Here is a 16,807-nt window from a genome sequence, read left to right on the forward strand (position 1 = left end):
TCCTAGGCCGGGAAGTCCCGGCCGTGGAGGAGGAGGTCCGCGTGGTGGCGCGCCGCGACCAGCGGGTGCGCGCGGACCTTCCCCTTCAGCTCGTTGCGGCCGTACTCGGCGAACATCGGGTTCGCCGGGTCGGCCGTCACTCCCGGCGCGCGGTCCGCGTACGCGAAGTCGAGCGGGGCGATCCGGGCGTCGAGCCGCGGGTTGTAGAAGAACGGGACGGAGAACCGTTCCGTCGCACCGGGCGGGGAGACGACCCGGTGGTTGGTGGCGATCAGATAGCCGTTCGTCGCGACTTCGAGGAGCTCACCGAGGTTGACGACGAAGGCACCGGGCAGCGGCGGCACGTCGTGGAACCGCCCGTCCTCCCGCTGCACCTGGAGCCCGCCGACCTGGTCCTGGAGCAGCAGGGTCAGGAAGCCGTAGTCCTTGTGGGCGCCGACGCCCTGGTCGTCGCCCTCGCCGCTGCTGCCCGGGTAGCGCACCAGCTTGAGGTGCGGGTGGGCGCGGGGCCCGAAGATGTCGGCGTAGAAGTCCGCGCGCGCGCCGATCGAGGCGAGCAGCTCCCGCAGCAGCTTCTCGGCGACGCCGCTGAGCCGGTCGATCCAGTGCAGCGCGGCCGTACGCAGCTCCGGCAGGGCCTCGGGCCACTGGTTGGGGCCCTGCAGCCACCAGTACGGCGGCTCCCACGGCGCGGGCGCGCGGGCGGGGCGCTCGGCGCCGATGTCGAGCTGGTCGCGCCAGTCGCGGGCGCCCTGGGTGCGCTCGTCGCCGACGCGGGTGTAGCCGCGGAAGTGCGGCGAGTTCAGGTTGTCGATCGCGAGCCGGTCCGCCTCGGGGAGGGCGAAGAAGGCGTGCATGGCGTCGGTGAGCGCCCGGGTCTCCTCCTCGGTCACGCCGTGTCCGACCAGCTGGAAGAAGCCCACGTCGTGGGCGGCGGAATGAAGCTGGGCGTGGAGCAGCCGACGGGCGTCGGGGCCGCGGTCGGCGGCGGAGAGGTCGACGATCGGGAGCTGCGAGGCGTAGGAGGCGGTGAGGGGGGCGGTGGTGGCGCTGAGGCTCATGGGTGCGTCCGCGGGGGTACGGGTCCCGGGGCGGCCGCCGGGGTGGGGCGGGGGCCACGGGTGCCGGTCGACAGGGGTCGGATGGGGGACCCCGCGGGGCGGAAGGGTGGGCGCCCCTGGGGTCAGGCGGCGCGGCGACAGCCCATGCTCGTGACGCGGACGAAGTCCACGTGGCGGCGGCGAACGAGCAGGGGCATGCGACCAGCGTACTGCGCCCGCCCCCTTTCACCTGTGGCCCGCGCCACACCCGCCGACGGCGCCGCCCGGTCGCTCCGGCCGCGGGTGCCGCGCCGCCGTTCCGTCGCGGGCACACGTTCCGCCGGGGGTCCCCTGCGGGACGCCTGACCACAGGGGCGGCGGAGGCTCGCGGTGCCGCGCGTGTGGGGCGGGTCACAGGGGAGGGCGGGGGCGGAGGCTGTTCAGGGTGGGGGGCGGTGCGTAAGGATCGGCGCCTCGCATGTCACGCGCATGCCAATCGTCTCGTTGTCGCGCCCGCGCGCAGGAGGATGTCCCGATGCCCATGACCGCTCGTCGCACGCCCCGCCGCCTCCTCGCCGTCGCCGTCGGCGCACTGGCCGTCGCCGGGGCGCTGGTCCCCTCGCCCGGCGCCACCGCCGCGTCCGCGCCGCAGGGCCGGGTCTTCATGGTCAACCCCGTGCAGGCCACCGGCGACCAGGGCCTCGTCGACCGCAAGGACGCGGCCGGCGACGTCCCCGCCTCCGCCTACGCCCTCGCGACCCTCCGGAACCTCGACGCGAGCGGCGGGCTGTCCGGGAAGTGGGTCAGCGTCCGCTCCGAGACCGGCAAGCCCGCGTCGGTCGCGGACGCCGCCTCGTACGACCGCTCCGACGACGAGTTCGAGCAGGTCATGGCGTACTTCTGGGTCAACGAGGGCCAGGAGTACCTGCAGAGCCTCGGCTTCGGCAGCGAACTGCCCGGCGCCAACGACCGCGTCCAGCCCGTCCGGCTCAACCAGTGGGGCGCCGACAACTCCTACTTCACCGACAAGAAGGCCGAGATCCGCTTCGGCAAGGGCGGCGTCGACGACGCCGAGGACGCGGAGGTCATCCTCCACGAGTACGGCCACGCCGTGCACCACGCCCAGGTCCCCGGCTTCGGCACCTCCACCGAGGCCGGCGCGATCGGCGAGGCCTTCGGCGACTACCTCGCCGTCGCCGTCGGCAACCACGCCGTACGGAAGTACGGCTGGCCCATGAAGGCCGAGGAGGCCTGCGTCGCCGACTGGGACGCCACCGGCTACTCCGCCGCCCCGCACTGCCTGCGCCGCCTCGACGGCACCAAGACCTACGCCGACCGCGAGGGCGAGGTCCACGCCGACGGCGAGATCTGGTCCCGCGCCCTCTTCGACGTCCGCAAGGCCCTCGGCGCCCGCACCGCCGACCGGATCATCGTGAACGCCCAGTTCGGCTTCGCCCCCGACACCTCCTTCGAGGCCGCGGCGCGGACGACCGTCGAGACCGCCCGGCGGATGTACGGCGCCGACGCCGAGGCCGCGGTGCGCGACGCCTTCCGGGCGCGGGAGATCCCCGGCGTCTGACGCCCGCGCGCCCCGGAGAGCGGCGGCCCGCCTCCCCGGGGGTCGCCTACCGCCCGTCCGTCAGCGCCTCGTCGATCAGGCGGGACCACTGGGCGACCACCCGGTCACGGCGGGTCGTGTCGTCCGTCAGGAGGGTCGCGAGGCCCAGGCCCCGGGCCATGTCCAGGAGGCCCTGGATGGTCTCGCGGACGCCGGGGCGCGACTCGTCGGCACCGAGCAGTTCCACGGCGATCCGGTGGGACTCGCGGCCCACCCGCGCCTCCAGCTCGGTGACGCGGGCACGGAGCTGCTCCTCGTTCGAGGCCGCCACCCACAGCTGGAGGGCGGCCCGGAACAGCGGGCCGGTGAAGAGGCCGACGAGCGCGGCGACGGTCTGCGTCCGGTCGTCCGTCGGCAGCGCCCGCAGCGCCTGCGAACGCTCCTCCGCGACGTACTCGACCGCGGCCGTGAACAGGTCCTCGCGGGTCGGGAAGTGGTGCTGGGCCGCGCCGCGCGACACCCCCGCCCGTTCGGCCACCACGGCGACCGTCGACCCCGCCCAGCCGTGTTCGGCGAGGCAGGCCACCGCGGCCTCCAGGAGCCGCTGCCGCGTCACCCGGCTGCGGTCCTGCTTCGGCCCCCGGTCCGGAGGTCCGTCCTGTCGGGGTGCGGTCACAGCCGCCATTCGGGGTCCCGTCGTTCGAGGAAGGCCGTCATGCCCTCGCGCGCCTCGGCGGAGGCGAACAGCGTCGCCGATCGCTGCACCAGCTCCTCCGCGTCGCGCTCGAAGGCCTCCAGGACTCTAGCGGTGACCAGCCGTTTCGACTCGCGCAGGCCCTGCGGCGAACCCGCCCGCAGCCCGTCCAGGATCGCCCCCAGCTCCTCCTCCCCCGCGGTGACCAGTCCCATCGCCCGCGCCTCCGGGACACCGAACCGCTCGCCCGTCAGATAGTGGCGGGCCGCCGCGCGCGGCTCCAGCCTCGGCAGCAGGGTCAGCGAGATCACCGCCGGCGCCACCCCGATCCGTACCTCCGTGAGCGCGAAGTCCGCCCCCTCCCCCGCCACCACGACGTCGCAGGCGCCGAGCAGCCCGAGACCGCCCGCGCGGGCCCGGCCGCCGGCCCTGACGTGCCCGACGACCGGCTTCGGCAGCTCCACCACCTGCCGGAGCAGGTCCACGAAGGCGTACGGGCTCGGCGGCGCCTTCAGGTCCGCGCCCGCGCTGAACGTGGAGCCCGTGTGCGTGAGCACCACCGCCCGCACGGCCGGGTCCTTCCCGGCCGTCGCGAGCGCCTCGGCGAGCTCGGTGACGAGCGCGGCCGAGAGGGCGTTGCGGGTGTCCGGGGAGTCGAGCGCGAGGGTCGTGACGCCCCGCTCCTCGGTGACGGCGATCAGACTCATGGGATTCCCTCGACTCTCTCGGCTCGTACTCACATGCGACTTCCGCTTCTGCCCCCGCTGTCCGGGCTCAGCGGTCCCGCAGCTCGCGCCGCAGGATCTTCCCCGAGGCCGCCCTGGGGACCGCGTCGATGAACTCGACGGCCCTGACCCGCTTGTACGGGGCGACCCGCGCGGCCACGTGCGTCATGACGTCCTCGGCGGTCAGCCCGGCCGCGTCCGGCTGCCGCACCACGAACGCCTTCGGGATCTCCGCCCCCTCCGCGTCCGTCACCCCGATGACGGCAGCGTCGGCGACCCCCTCGTGGGTGAGGAGGAGCGCCTCCAGCTCGGCCGGGGCGACCTGGAAGCCCTTGTACTTGATCAGTTCCTTCACCCGGTCGACGACGTACAGCCAGCCGTCCGCGTCGACCCGCCCGACGTCGCCGGTGTGCACCCACCCGTCGGCGTCGATCATCTCGGCGGTGGCCTCCGGCCGTCCCAGGTACCCCTTCATCACCTGCGGCCCGCGGATGGCGATCTCGCCCTCCTCCCCCGCCGCCGCGTCCTTCGCCGGGTCGTCGAGGGAGAGGATCCGCATCTCGGTCGAGGGCAGCAGCCTGCCGACGGTACCGGGCGGCGGGTTCTCGGCGCTCAGCGGAGTGACGTGCGTGCCCGGCGACAGCTCGGTCATGCCGTACGCCTGCCGGACCGGGGGCAGCCCGAGCCGCGCCGAGCACGCCGCCGCGAGCGCCGCGTCGAGCGGGGCGGCCGCGCTGACGATGTACTCCAGCGAGGACAGGTCGTACGAGGCGACCGCCGGGTGCTTGGCGAGCGCGAGGACGATCGGCGGAGCCACGTACAGGCCGTTGATGCGGTGCTTCTGGATCGCGCCGAGGAAGGTGTCGAGCTCGAAGCGCGGCAGCACGACGACGGTGGCGCCCTGGCGCAGCGGCGCGTTCATCAGGGCCGTGAGGCCGTAGATGTGAAAAAAGGGAAGAACTGCCAGAATCCGGTCGCCCGGCCCCATCGGTATGAACGGCTCCAGCTGCGCCAGGTTCGTCGCGATGGAGGCGTGGGTGAGCATCACGCCCTTGGGGACGCCGGTGGTGCCGGAGGAGTACGGGAGGGCGGCGACGTCCTCGGCGGGGTCGACGGCGACCTCCGGCTCGGGCGCGGTGGAGGCCAGGAAGGACTGGAGCGACCGCACCCCGTCCCCCTCCGGCGCCGCGTCGCAGACGAAGACCTCCTCGACGCCGCCCGCGAGTTCGGCGGCGGCGCGGGCGGCCGGCAGGAGCGGCGAGACGGTGACGATCCAGCGTGCCGCCGAGTCCCGCAGCTGCTTGGCGAACTCCTCGGGGGTGGCGAGCGGGTGGATCGTGGTGACGGAGGCGCCGGCGCGGGTGGCGGCGTAGAACGCGATCGGGAACAGCACGGTGTTGGGGCTGTGCAGGGCCAGTACGTCGCCCTTCCGCACCCCGGCCTCGGCGAGCCCGGCGGCGACCCGCCGGTGGAAGGCGTCCACCTGCGCGTACGACAGGGTCAGTTCACCGGCCCCGTCGACCAGCGCGGGCGCGTCCCCGTACGCGGCGGCCCGGCCCAGGACGGCGTCGTGGATGGGGAGGGACAGGGTGGGAACGGGCTCGTACTCGCTGTGGAACACCATGCGTGGCCCCCTGGAGAGGTGGGTGGAAGGTGGTCGCCAGGATCGCTGCCGCGGACACCCCTTGGGGAGACCCCGTACGGCACCGGGAGCTCCCGCACGGAGCCGGAAGCCCCGTACGGCACCGGGAAGGTCCCGCACGGGATCCGCGGACCCGTACGGACCGGGTGCCCCGTCAGCGCTTGGGGAGACCTTGTCAGCCCCTCGTAAAACAATCAAGCACGCGTGCTTGGTTTATCGGCGTCCGGCCGCCGTCCTGAGCTCCGCAGGGCGCCGTGGACCCGTTTCAGCGTGGAGCTCAGCGCGAAGGGCGTGCGGCAGCCGACCTGGCGGGCGATCGACGCGACCGTCGCGTCGGTACGAACGAGCAGGTCGGCCGCCGGCGTCAGCCGCCACTCCGTGAGGCACGCCATGGGCGGCCGGGCAGGGCGTCGAGCCCTACGTCGACGCGGACGACATCGCCGACGCGGCGGTGGCCGCCCTCACCGAGGACGGCCACGCCGGCGCGGAGTACGCGCTCACCGGCCCGCGGCTGCTGAACCTGGACCAGGTCGCGGAGGAGCCGGCCCGCGCGACCGGTCGGCCGACCGGCTACCGGGCCGTCTCCCCCGCGGAGTTCGCGGCCCGCGCCGACCGGGCGGGGCTGCCGGAGGTCTTCAGCGCGCTCCTGAACCTGCTCCTCGAGCGGATCGCCGACAGCCGCTTCGGGGAGCTCGCGGACGGCGTCCAGCGGGCACTCGGCCGCGAGCCCCGGGACTTCGCGGAGTACGTCAGGACCACGGCGGAAACGGGCACCTGGACGCCCTGACCCCCACAGACCGCCCCGGCACCCCGGTCCGGGTCACTCGCAGGCGATGCCGTCGCCGTCGCGGTCGAGGTGGCTGCCGTAGCCGGGGTCGCCGCGGCGGATCGGGTCGGCGCCCGCGGCGCGTACGGCGGTGCAGTTGGCGTAGTACGGCTCCGGGTCGGGCTCGGGCTCGGCCGTCTCCGGGGGCCGGGTCACCTGCGTGGGCTTCGGCTTCGGGGCCTGGGTGGTGGGCTTCGGCGCCTGGGTGGTGGGCTCGGGGGCCTCGGTGGTGGGTTCGGGGGCCCGGGTGGTCGGGGCCTCGGTCGTCGGCTCCGGCGTGGGCGTCGGCGTCGTCGGCTCCGCCGGGGCCGTGGGGGTCGGCGTCGGCGTCGGCTCCACCGACGGTGTGGGAGTCGGCGTGACGGTCACCGTGACCGTGACCGTGACCGCCGGCTTCGGGTCGTCCGTGTTCTGTTCCGGCGGCGGGTCCATGGACAGCGCCACGACGAACCACAGGGCGGACGCGATCGTCGACACGATCTTCGCCCGGTTCGTCCACCGCGAGAGCCAGACCAGGGCTATGCCCGCCGGCGGGAAGACGACGAGCAGGGTGATGATCAGCGCGGGGTGCTGCCACCAGCGCCGGGGCGGCTGCCACGCCGGGGCGGGCTGGTACGGGTTCTGCTGCGGGTACACGCGCGGCTCCAAAGGCCTGACGGGACGACGGCACCGAGCGGAGTGCCGCCGGGCCCGGATCGTACACAGGACCTTCACAACCGGGGGGCGCAATACGGAGATCGGCCCCCCGTCCCGGACCGCCGGTTCAGTACGACTTGGGCAGCCCCAGGGTGTGGGCGGAGACGTAGTTCAGGATCATCTCCCGGCTGACCGGGGCGATCCGCGCCACACGGGAGGCGGTGACCAGCCGGGCGAGGCCGAACTCCTTGGTGAGGCCGTTGCCGCCGAGGGTGTGCACGGCGGTGTCGACGGCCTTCACGCACGCCTCGGCCGCCGCGTACTTCGCCATGTTGGCGGCCTCGCCCGCGCCGAAGTCGTCGCCCGCGTCGTACAGCCGCGCCGCCTTCTGCATCATCAGGCGGGCGAGCTCCAGCTCGATGTGGGCCTGCGCGAGAGGGTGGGCGATGGCCTGATGGGCGCCGATCGGCGTCTTCCAGACCTGCCGCTCCTTCGCGTAGCCGACGGCCCGTTCGAGGGCGTACCGGCCCATGCCGATCGCGAACGCCGCCGTCATGATCCGCTCGGGGTTGAGCCCCGCGAAGAGCTGGAGCAGGCCCGCGTCCTCGTCGCCGACGAGCGCGTCGGCCGGCAGGTGCACGTCGTCGAGGGTGAGCTCGAACTGCTTCTCGTCCGCGTCGAGTTCCATCTCGATGTGCCGCCGCCCGAAGCCGGGGGTGTCGCGCGGGACGATGAAGAGGCACGCCTTCAGGTTGCCGGTGCGGGCGTCCGAGGTGCGGCCGACGATGAGGGTCGCGTCGGCGATGTCGACGCCGGAGACGAAGACCTTGCGGCCGTTGAGGACCCAGCCGTCCTCGGTGCGGGTCGCGGTGGTCGTGATGCGGTGGGAGTTGGAGCCGGCGTCGGGCTCGGTGATGCCGAAGGCCATCGTCCTCGACCCGTCGGCGAGCCCGGGCAGCCAGGCCTCCTTCTGCCCGTCGGTGCCGAAGCGGGAGATGACCGTGCCGCAGATCGCGGGCGAGACGACCATCATCAGGAGCGGCGCCCCGGCGGCCCCGGCCTCCTCCAGGACGATGGACAGCTCGGCCATGCCGCCGCCCCCGCCGCCGTACTCCTCCGGCAGGTTCACGCCCAGGTAGCCGAGCTTCCCGGCCTCCGCCCACAGGGCGGCCCGGTCGAAGCCGGGGCCGTGGCGGCGGCCGAGCGCGGAGACGGCGGCGCGGAGCTCGGTGTGCTCCCGGGGCTCGATGTCGGTGCTCATGCGGTCGGGTCCTCCTGTGCTTCGGTCGGAACGTCTTCGGTCGGAACGTCTTCCGTCGGAACGTCTTCCGTCGGAACGTCTTCGGCCTGTACGTCTTCGGTCGGAACGCCTTCCGTCGGAACGTCTTCGGCCTGTACGACGGCGAGCAGGGCGCCGACCTCGACCTGGCGGCCGGGGGCGGCGTGGAGCGCGGTGAGCGTGCCGGAGGCGGGAGCGGTGACGCGGTGCTCCATCTTCATCGCCTCCAGCCAGAGCAACGGCTGCCCGGCCTCGACCCGGTCGCCGACGGCGAGGCCGTCCGCGAGCCGGACGACGGTGCCGGGCATCGGCGCGAGCAGCGACCCGGGGAGGGTCCGCTCGCGCGGGTCGGTGAAGCGGGGGCGGGGGGCGAGGCGGTGGCGTCCGACGTGGACGGTGCCGTCCCCGTACGCCGCCACCGCGAAGTCCCTTACGACGCCCGCCGCTTCCAGCCGCACGCGGTCGGGCGCCGCGCTCACGGCCCGTACCCCCTCGGGGGCGAGCACCTCGAAGCCGCCGTCCCGCGTGGGCCGGTAGCGGACCTCGGTGCCGTCCTCGGTTCCGTCCTCGTACGTCCGGATCTCGTCCTGCGAGCGGACGTTCCGCCAACCTCCGCCGAAACGGCCCGCGTTGCGGGACGCGTCCGCGAGGGCGGCGGCGACGGCCGCGTACGCCGCCTCGCCCTCCCCGGGGCGGGTGAGCGCGTCCAGGTTCCGGTCGTAGAAGCCGGTGTCGAGGCGGCCCTCGTCCTGGAACTCCTCGTGCCGCAGCGAGGCGACGAGGAGGTCCCGGTTGGTGGCCGGTCCGTGGATCACGGCCCGCTCCAGGACGCCGGCGAGCTTGCGGACGGCCTCGGCGCGGGTCGGCGCGTGGGCGACGACCTTCGCGAGCATGGCGTCGTAGTGCACGGGGACGGTGTCCCCGGAGGCGTACCCGGTGTCGATCCGGACGCCGGGCACGGAGGCGTGCCCGGGGGCCGGGTGCGCGCCGCCCCCTCCCGGCACCGCGAAGGCGTGCAGGCGGCCCGTCTGCGGCGCCCACCCCGCCGCCGGGTCCTCCGCGTACAGGCGGGCCTCGACGGCGTGGCCGCGGGCGGCGGGCGGCTCCGGCGGCAGGGGCCGGCCCTCGGCGACGGCGAGCTGGAGGGCGACGAGGTCGACGCCGTGGACGGCCTCGGTCACCGGGTGCTCGACCTGGAGGCGGGTGTTCATCTCCAGGAAGTGCGCCCGCCCGCCGGCGACCAGGAACTCCACCGTGCCCGCGCCGACGTACCCGACGGCCTTGGCGGCCGCCACCGAGGCGCCGTACAGCTCCTCGACGAGCGCGGCCGGCAGGCCGGGCGCCGGGGACTCCTCGATCACCTTCTGGTGCCGCCGCTGGAGCGAGCAGTCGCGGGTGCCGAGCGCCCACACGGTGCCGTGCGCGTCGGCGAGGACCTGCACCTCGACGTGGCGCCCGTCCTCCACGTACGGCTCGACGAACACCTCCCCGTCCCCGAAGGCGCTCTCCGCCTCGGCCGAGGCGGCCTTCAACTCGCCTTCCAAAGCGTCCAGTTCGCGGACGATCCGCATGCCGCGCCCGCCGCCGCCCGCCGCAGCCTTCACCAGGACGGGCAGCTCGGCGGCGGTGACGGCCGCCGGGTCGAGCGGCGCGATGCCGAGGAGTTCCTTGGCGCGGGTCTTCGACGCCATCGCCTCGACGGCCTCCGGCGGCGGGCCGATCCACCGCAGCCCGGCCTCCGTCACGGCCCGGGCGAAGCCGGCGTTCTCGGAGAGGAAGCCGTAGCCGGGGTGGACGGCGTCCGCGCCCGCCGCGAGCGCCGCCGCCACGATCAGGTCGCCGCGCAGGTACGTCTCCGAGGGCGCCGCCCCCGGCAGCCGTACCGCCGCGTCCGCCTCCCGCACGTGCAGGGCGTCCGCGTCGGCGTCGGAGTACACGGCGACGGTCGCGATGCCCAGCTCGCGGCAGGTGCGGAAGACGCGGCAGGCGATCTCGCCACGGTTGGCGACCAGGACGGTCGAAATCATCAGTGGCCTCGTCATCAGTGGCCTCACATTCGGAAGACGCCGAAGCCGCCGCGCGCGCCCTCGACCGGTGCCGTGTGGATCGCGGACAGGCACAGCCCGAGGACCGTGCGGGTGTCGCGGGGGTCGATGACCCCGTCGTCGTAGAGCAGGCCGGAGAGGAAGTGCGGCAGCGACTCGGACTCGATCTGCGCCTCGACCATGGCCCTCAGCCCGGCGTCGGCCTCGTCGTCATAGGGCTGCCCCTTGGCCGCCGCCGACGCCCGCGCCACGATCGACAGCACGCCCGCGAGCTGCTGCGGCCCCATGACGGCGGACTTGGCGCTCGGCCAGGCGAACAGGAACCGCGGGTCGTACGCCCGCCCGCACATGCCGTAGTGGCCGGCGCCGTAGCTCGCCCCCATGAGGACGGACAGGTGCGGGACCTTCGAGTTCGACACCGCGTTGATCATCATCGCGCCGTGCTTGATGATGCCGCCCTGCTCGTACTCCTTGCCGACCATGTAGCCGGTGGTGTTGTGCAGGAAGAGCAGCGGGACGTCCCGCTGGTTCGCCAGCTGGATGAACTGCGCGGCCTTCTGCGACTCCGCGCTGAACAGCACCCCCTGCGCGTTCGCGAGGATCCCCACCGGGTAGCCGTGCAGCCGCGCCCACCCGGTCACCAGCGACGCCCCGTACAACGGCTTGAACTCGTCGAAGTCCGAGCCGTCGACGAGCCGGGCGATCACCTCGCGCGGGTCGAACGGCGTGCGCAGGTCGCCCGGGACGATCCCGAGCAGCTCCTCGGCGTCGTACTTCGGCGGCTCGGCCGGGCCGGGGTCCGCGTGGTGCTTGCGGTGGTTGAGGCGGGCGACGATCCGGCGGGCCTGCCGGATCGCGTCGGCCTCGTCGACGGCGTAGTGGTCGGCGAGACCGGAGACGCGGGCGTGCATCGCCGCCCCGCCGAGGGACTCGTCGTCGCTCTCCTCGCCGGTCGCCATCCTCACCAGCGGCGGCCCGCCGAGGAAGACCTTCGACCGTTCCTCGATCATCACCGTGTGGTCGGACATGCCGGGCACGTACGCCCCGCCGGCCGTCGAGTTCCCGAAGACGACCGCGACCGTGGGGATCCCGGCGGCGGAGAGCCGGGTGAGGTCGCGGAAGAGCGCCCCGCCCGGGATGAAGATCTCCTTCTGGGAGGGCAGGTCGGCGCCGCCGGACTCGACGAGCGAGATCACCGGCAGCCGGTTGGCGAACGCGATCTCGTTGGCCCGCAGCGCCTTCTTCAGCGTCCACGGGTTGGAGGCGCCGCCCCGCACGGTCGGGTCGTTGGCGGTGATCAGGCACTCGACGCCCTCCACGACCCCGATGCCGGTGACCAGGGACGCCCCTACGGGATACGAGCTGCCCCAGGCGGCGAGCGGCGACAGCTCCAGGAAGGGCGAGTCGGGGTCGACCAGGAGCTCGATCCGCTCCCGGGCGAGCAGCTTGCCGCGCTCGCGGTGCCGGGCGGTGTACTTCTCGCCGCCGCCGGCGAGCGCCTTGGCGTGCTCGGCGTCGAGCGCGGCGAGCTTCTCCAGCATCGCGGCGCGGTGCTCCTGGTAGTCGGGTCCGCCGGTGTCGAGGGCGGAGGCGAGGACGGTCACGCGGGTCCCTCCGGGTGGTCGGGGTGGTGGGGGCCGTCGGTGCGCCCCGCCGGCAGCAGCTCCGCCGGCACGTCCACGTGCCGGGAGCGGAGCCATTCGCCGAGGGCCTTGGCCTGGGGGTCGAAGCGGGCCTGGGAGGCGACGCCCTCGCCGAGGATCCCGGCGACGGTGAAGTTCACCGCCCGCAGGTTCGGCAGCACGTGCCGGGTGACGTCCAGGTCCGCCGTCTCCGGGAGCAGTGCGCGGAACCGGGCGACGGTGAGCGTGTGCGCGAGCCACCGCCACTCCGCCTCCGTCCGCACCCACACCCCCACGTTCGCGTCCCCGCCCTTGTCGCCGCTGCGGGCTCCCGCGATCCGCCCCAGCGGCATCCGGACCGTCGGCCCCGGCGGCAGCGGCCCGGGGAGCTCCGGTTCGGGGACGGGTTCCAGGGCGCGGGTCACGGGCGGTACGGGCACGGCGACGCGGGTCCCGTCGGGCAGCACCGCCGTGTGCGGCACGTCCCCGGCGGGCACGTACGCCGTCTCGAAGACCCCGTAGGGGGCGCCCCTGCCCGGCGGGGCGGTCACGTGGAAGCCCGGGTAGCTGGCGAGGGCCAGCTCGATCGCCGCCCCCGTCAGGGTCCGCCCCACCTTCTCGGGGTCCGGGTCGCGGACGACGAGCCGCAGCAGCGCGCTCGCGGTCTCCTCCGTGCCGGCGTCCTCCCGGTCGGTGCGGGCGAGGTCCCAGCGGACGTCGGCGGGCGGGTCCTGCGCCAGGGCGTCGTGGATCTGCTCCCGGACGAGCGCGGCCTTCGCCTCGACGTCGAGGCCGGTGAGGACGAAGACGACCTCGTTGCGGTGGCCGCCGAGCCGGCAGCGCCCGACCTTCAGCGTGGCCGGCGGCGCCTCTCCCCGCACGCCGTCGATCCGCACCCGGTCCGGCCCCTCCCGCGTCAGCCGCACCGAGTCGAGCCGGGCGGTGACGTCGGGCCCGGCGTACCGGGCGCCCGAGGTCTCGTAGAGCAGCTGCGCGGTGACGGTGCCGACGTCGACGATCCCGCCGGTGCCGGGGTGCTTGGTGACGACCGCCGACCCGTCCTCGTGGACCTCGGCGAGCGGGAAGCCGGGCCGCAGCAGCAGCTTCGCGTCGTGCTCGCGGAAGAAGGCGTAGTTGCCGCCGGTGGCCTGCGTGCCGCACTCCAGGACGTGCCCGGCGACGACGGCCCCGGCGAGCCGGTCGTACTCCTCGGGGCCCCACCCGAACCACCACTGCGCGGGCCCGGTGACGAGCGCCGCGTCCGTCACCCGCCCGGTGACGACGACGTCCGCGCCGGCCGTCAGGCAGGCCGCGATCCCCGCCCCGCCCAGATAGGCGTGGGCGGACAGCACCCCCGCCCCGCCCGGCAGCCGGTCCCCCTCCACGTGCGCGACCCGCGTCGGCAGCCCGAGCCTTCCGGCCAGGCCGCGCAGCGCCTCCGCGAGCCCCGCCGGGTTCAGCCCGCCGGCGTTGACGACGATCCGCGTGCCCCGGTCGTGGGCGAGCCCGAGGCCCTCCTCCATCTGCCGCAGGAAGGTCTTCGCGTAGCCGGCGGAGGGATCCTTCAGCAGGTCACGCCCCAGGATCAGCATGGTCAGCTCGGCGAGGTAGTCCCCGGTGAGCACGTCGAGCCGGCCGCCGGTCAGCATCTCGCGGACGGCACCGAACCGGTCCCCGTAGAACCCGGAGGCGTTCCCGATCCTCAACGCGCTCACGCCGCCTCCCCCTTGGGGGCGCGCCCCGGCCCCGCCGGACCGGCGAAGGCCTGCGCGATGCCGAGCCAGTGCTCCGCGTCCGCCCCCTCCGCGCGCAGCCCCGTGTCGTCCCGGTGCGTCCGCTGCGTGACGAGCAGGCAGAACTCGACCGCGTCGCCGCTCACCCGCTGGGCGGCTTCCTCGGGGCCGTAGGCCCACGACTCCCCGCCGGGGCCGGTGAGTTCGACCCGGAACGGCTCGGCGGGCGGCTGCTCGCCGCGCACCAGGTACGCGTAGTCCCGGGCCCGGTGGCCGATCCAGGCCACGTGCCGCAGCCGCGCGGTCGGCCGCCGTACGACTCCGAGGGCGTCGGCGACGTCCTGCCCGTGCGCCCAGGTCTCCATCAGCCGGGCCGTCGCCATCGCCGTGGCGCTCATCGGCGGCCCGTACCAGGGGAAGCGCCCGCCGGGCGGCACCTTCCGCAGGGCCTCGTCGAGGAGCCGCCGCCCCTCCCGCCACCGCGCGAGCAGCTCGGCGGGCGGCAGCGCGGCGCCCTCCTCCGCCCCGTCGTCGACGAACCGCTCGGGCGCGGCCAGCGCCTTCTCCACCTCCGCCGCGAACCCCTCGGCGTCGGTCACCGCGAGCAGCGCGGCCCGGTCGGTCCAGGCGAGATGGGCGATCTGATGGGCGACGCTCCAGCGCGGCGCGGGCGTCGCAAGGCGCCAGACCGCCTCGCCCGCCTCGCTCTCCTCGCTCGACTCACTGACGATCGCGTCGAGTTCATCGCCTTCGGCACGGAGATCGGCGAGAACGTCGGCGGGGTCGGACACGGTGCGCTCCCCTCGGGAGGACGGGCCTGAGGAGTCGGAGCATGGCAGCGATCCCGAAAACAATCAAGCATGCTTGCTTGAAAACGACGGTGGACGCGGCCGCCGAGTCGGGACCGATGAGTCGGGACCGATGAGTTTCGCGGACATCCCCGGTCCTAGATCATGAAAACGACAGCAGGCACTCCGAGAACCGAGGCACCGACATGCGCACTCTCATCAGCTCCGCCTTCGTCTCCCTCGACGGCGTCGTCGAGGCCCCCGGCGGCGAGGAGGGCTACCGCAACGCGGGCTGGACCTTCAAGGACATCGACTTCGTCCCGGAGGCGTACGAGATCAAGGGCCGCGAGCAGCAGGAGGCGACCGCGATGCTGCTCGGCCGCGTCAGCTACCAGGCCTTCAGCCCCGTCTGGCCCGGCATGGCGGACTTCGCCGACTACAAGGAGATGCCGAAGTACGTCGTCTCCACCACGCTCACCGACGACGGCCTCGTCTCCGACTGGGGCCCGACCACGATCCTGCGCACCCTCGACGAGGTCGCCGCCCTCAAGGAGACCGAGGGCGGCCCGATCATCGTGCACGGCAGCGCGACCCTCGGCCGCGCCCTCACGGACGCGGGCCTGGTCGACCGCTACCACCTGCTGGTCTTCCCCCTGCTCCTCGGTGCCGGCAAGCGCCTCTTCAGCACCGCCGACAAGGACGCCCAGAAGCTGCGGCTCGTGGAGCACGAGACGTACTCCAACGGCATCCAGAAGCAGGTCTTCGACGTGGTCCGCTAGCCGTGGTGCGCCCGGCGGCGCGGGCGGGGCAGGAGTTCGCCGCCGCAGTTGGGGCAGGTGCCGGACATCTCCTCCGTACAGGGGACGCAGAAGGTGCACTCGTACGAGCAGATCCGGGCGTCGCCGTCGGCGGGCAGCGCCGCCGTCCCGCAGCGTTCGCAGCGCTCGCGCATCTCCAGGGCCATGCGGCTCCCCCTCGTTCCGTCCGTTCCGTACCGGTGTCTTCCCGTCACCGGCGCCTTCCCGCCTCCATGATCAAGGAGCGCGGAAGGCCGAAAAACAGCGGACCGGCCAGATCTCGACAGGATCAGGCCGGTCCGCTCGTCTTCGGTTGTCACCACGGGGACTACTTGGGGTCCTTGTTGAAGGTCTTCGTCGACCAGACGTAGCCGAGGACCGTGAGGCCGGCGCACCAGGCGAGGGCGATCCAGCCGTTGTGGCCGATCCCGGTGCCGAGGAGGAGGCCGCGGAGGGTCTCGATCGCCGGGGTGAAGGGCTGGTACGCGGCGATGGGCTGGAACCAGCCGGGCATCTGCTCGATCGGCACGAACGTGCTGGAGATCAGCGGCAGGAAGATCAGCGGGAGGGCGTTGTTGGAGGCGGCCTCCGCGTTCGGCGAGACCAGGCCCATGCCGACCGCGATCCAGGTGAGCGCGGTGGCGAAGACGACCAGGAGACCGAAGGCGGCGAGCCATTCGAGGGCGGTGGCGCCGGTGGAGCGGAAGCCGATCGCCACCCCCACCGCCCCCACGAGGACGACGCTGGCCACCGACTGGAGGACGCTGCCGACCACGTGCCCGACCAGCACGGACGGCCGGTGGACGGCCATCGTCCGGAAGCGGGCGATGATCCCCTCGTTCATGTCGTTGGCGACGGAGACCGCGGTGCCGATGGTGGTGGAGCCGATGGTCATGAGCAGCAGCCCGGGCACCAGGTAGGCGAGGTACGCGGACCGGTCCGCGCCGCCCATCCCGGCGCTCATCACGTCTCCGAAGACGTAGACGAAGAGCAGGAGCAGCATGATCGGCGTCAGCAGCAGGTTGAGGGTGAGCGACGGGTAGCGGCGGGCGTGCAGGAGGTTCCGCCGGAGCATCGTGGACGAGTCGCGGACGGCGAGGGACAGGGTGCTCATCGGACGTGCTCCTTCGGCTGGGCGGGGAGGGTGGCGGTCGAGTCGGTGAGGGCGAAGAAGACGTCGTCCAGGTCCGGGGTGTGGACGGTGAGTTCGTCCGCCTCGACGCCGGCGGCGTCGAGGCGGTCGAGCAGCGCCCGCAGGGCGCGCTGGCTTCCGTCGTTCGCGATCCGCAGCGTCAGCGCCTCGTCGTCCCGGGCCGCCGCGTCGCGCAGCGCTTCGGAGGCGCTGCGGTAGGCGTCGGGGTGGGTGAAGCGGAGGCGGACGTGGCCGCCGGGGATCTGGCGCTTGAGCTGGTCGGGGGTGCC

The 16,807-nt window shown here is 74.0% G+C and carries 16 protein-coding genes; 3 read left to right on the plus strand and 13 right to left on the minus strand.

The window, feature by feature from the left end; genetic code table 11:
* Positions 1 to 2 precede the first annotated feature (2 nt).
* Positions 3 to 1,061 (minus strand): isopenicillin N synthase family dioxygenase, encoded by a 1,059-nt coding sequence (locus IE245_RS17890; RefSeq protein WP_189948609.1) that lies wholly within the window; start codon positions 1,059 to 1,061, stop codon positions 3 to 5.
* Positions 1,062 to 1,581: 520 nt separating this feature from the next.
* Here IE245_RS17890 and IE245_RS17895 point away from each other — a divergent pair.
* Positions 1,582 to 2,619, plus strand: a complete 1,038-nt coding sequence (locus IE245_RS17895) for a M4 family metallopeptidase (protein ID WP_189948618.1) — start codon at positions 1,582 to 1,584, stop codon at positions 2,617 to 2,619.
* Positions 2,620 to 2,665: 46 nt separating this feature from the next.
* On the opposite strand, the gene IE245_RS17900 is transcribed toward IE245_RS17895, so the two are convergent.
* The 3 genes from IE245_RS17900 to IE245_RS17910 all read right to left on the minus strand — a co-directional run bounded on the left by IE245_RS17900 (position 2,666) and on the right by IE245_RS17910 (position 5,641).
* Positions 2,666 to 3,283: a TetR/AcrR family transcriptional regulator gene (locus tag IE245_RS17900; RefSeq protein ID WP_189948620.1), complete on the minus strand. Its 618-nt coding sequence runs from the start codon at positions 3,281 to 3,283 to the stop codon at positions 2,666 to 2,668.
* The gene (locus IE245_RS17905; protein ID WP_189948622.1) at positions 3,271 to 3,999 is read right to left on the minus strand and encodes an enoyl-CoA hydratase family protein; all 729 of its coding nucleotides are present in this window, start codon (positions 3,997 to 3,999) and stop codon (positions 3,271 to 3,273) included. Before IE245_RS17905 ends, IE245_RS17900 begins: the two co-directional genes overlap by 13 nt.
* Before the next feature lie 67 nt (positions 4,000 to 4,066).
* Positions 4,067 to 5,641 (minus strand): AMP-binding protein, encoded by a 1,575-nt coding sequence (locus IE245_RS17910; RefSeq protein WP_189948624.1) that lies wholly within the window; start codon positions 5,639 to 5,641, stop codon positions 4,067 to 4,069.
* A gap of 469 nt (positions 5,642 to 6,110) precedes the next feature.
* Between IE245_RS17910 and IE245_RS17915 the strand changes: the two genes are divergently transcribed.
* Positions 6,111 to 6,446, plus strand: coding sequence for a Rossmann-fold NAD(P)-binding domain-containing protein (locus IE245_RS17915; RefSeq protein WP_189948626.1), 336 nt, complete (start codon positions 6,111 to 6,113; stop codon positions 6,444 to 6,446).
* A 33-nt stretch (positions 6,447 to 6,479) separates the two neighbouring features.
* Here IE245_RS17915 and IE245_RS17920 read toward each other — a convergent pair whose 3' ends face one another.
* From IE245_RS17920 to IE245_RS17945, 6 genes are all read right to left on the minus strand, one after another.
* Positions 6,480 to 7,121, minus strand: coding sequence for an excalibur calcium-binding domain-containing protein (locus IE245_RS17920; protein ID WP_229851346.1), 642 nt, complete (start codon positions 7,119 to 7,121; stop codon positions 6,480 to 6,482).
* A 127-nt stretch (positions 7,122 to 7,248) separates the two neighbouring features.
* Complete coding sequence (locus tag IE245_RS17925) at positions 7,249 to 8,382, minus strand: acyl-CoA dehydrogenase family protein (RefSeq protein WP_189948628.1); 1,134 nt, start codon at positions 8,380 to 8,382, stop codon at positions 7,249 to 7,251.
* On the minus strand, positions 8,379 to 10,427 hold the full coding sequence (locus IE245_RS17930) for an ATP-binding protein (protein ID WP_189948630.1): 2,049 nt from the start codon (positions 10,425 to 10,427) through the stop codon (positions 8,379 to 8,381). The genes IE245_RS17925 and IE245_RS17930 overlap by 4 nt, the downstream gene beginning before the upstream one ends.
* Positions 10,428 to 10,450: 23 nt before the next feature.
* Positions 10,451 to 12,049, minus strand: a complete 1,599-nt coding sequence (locus IE245_RS17935) for an acyl-CoA carboxylase subunit beta (RefSeq protein WP_189948632.1) — start codon at positions 12,047 to 12,049, stop codon at positions 10,451 to 10,453.
* Entirely contained in the window at positions 12,046 to 13,782 is a 1,737-nt protein-coding gene (locus IE245_RS17940; RefSeq protein ID WP_189948634.1) for an acyclic terpene utilization AtuA family protein, read from the minus strand. The genes IE245_RS17935 and IE245_RS17940 overlap by 4 nt, the downstream gene beginning before the upstream one ends.
* A complete protein-coding gene (locus tag IE245_RS17945) occupies positions 13,779 to 14,591 on the minus strand; it encodes a TIGR03084 family metal-binding protein (protein ID WP_189948637.1) in 813 nt (270 codons plus the stop codon). Before IE245_RS17945 ends, IE245_RS17940 begins: the two co-directional genes overlap by 4 nt.
* A gap of 203 nt (positions 14,592 to 14,794) precedes the next feature.
* Here IE245_RS17945 and IE245_RS17950 point away from each other — a divergent pair, with 203 nt between their 5' ends.
* Entirely contained in the window at positions 14,795 to 15,367 is a 573-nt protein-coding gene (locus IE245_RS17950) for a dihydrofolate reductase family protein (protein ID WP_189948640.1), read from the plus strand.
* Here IE245_RS17950 and IE245_RS17955 read toward each other — a convergent pair.
* The 3 genes from IE245_RS17955 to IE245_RS17965 form a co-directional block, all read right to left on the minus strand.
* Complete coding sequence (locus tag IE245_RS17955; RefSeq protein ID WP_189948642.1) at positions 15,364 to 15,552, minus strand: DUF1272 domain-containing protein; 189 nt, start codon at positions 15,550 to 15,552, stop codon at positions 15,364 to 15,366. The genes IE245_RS17950 and IE245_RS17955 overlap by 4 nt on opposite strands.
* 161 nt (positions 15,553 to 15,713) lie before the next feature.
* The gene (locus IE245_RS17960; protein ID WP_189948644.1) at positions 15,714 to 16,499 is read right to left on the minus strand and encodes an ABC transporter permease; all 786 of its coding nucleotides are present in this window, start codon (positions 16,497 to 16,499) and stop codon (positions 15,714 to 15,716) included.
* The coding region (locus tag IE245_RS17965) for an ATP-binding protein DrrA1-3 family domain-containing protein (RefSeq protein WP_189948646.1) at positions 16,496 to 16,807 on the minus strand (312 nt) is incomplete at its 5' end. The genes IE245_RS17960 and IE245_RS17965, both read right to left, overlap by 4 nt.

This window comes from Streptomyces roseolus, from assembly GCF_014649855.1.
In the GTDB taxonomy this organism is placed as follows: Bacteria; Actinomycetota; Actinomycetes; order Streptomycetales; family Streptomycetaceae; genus Streptomyces; species Streptomyces roseolus.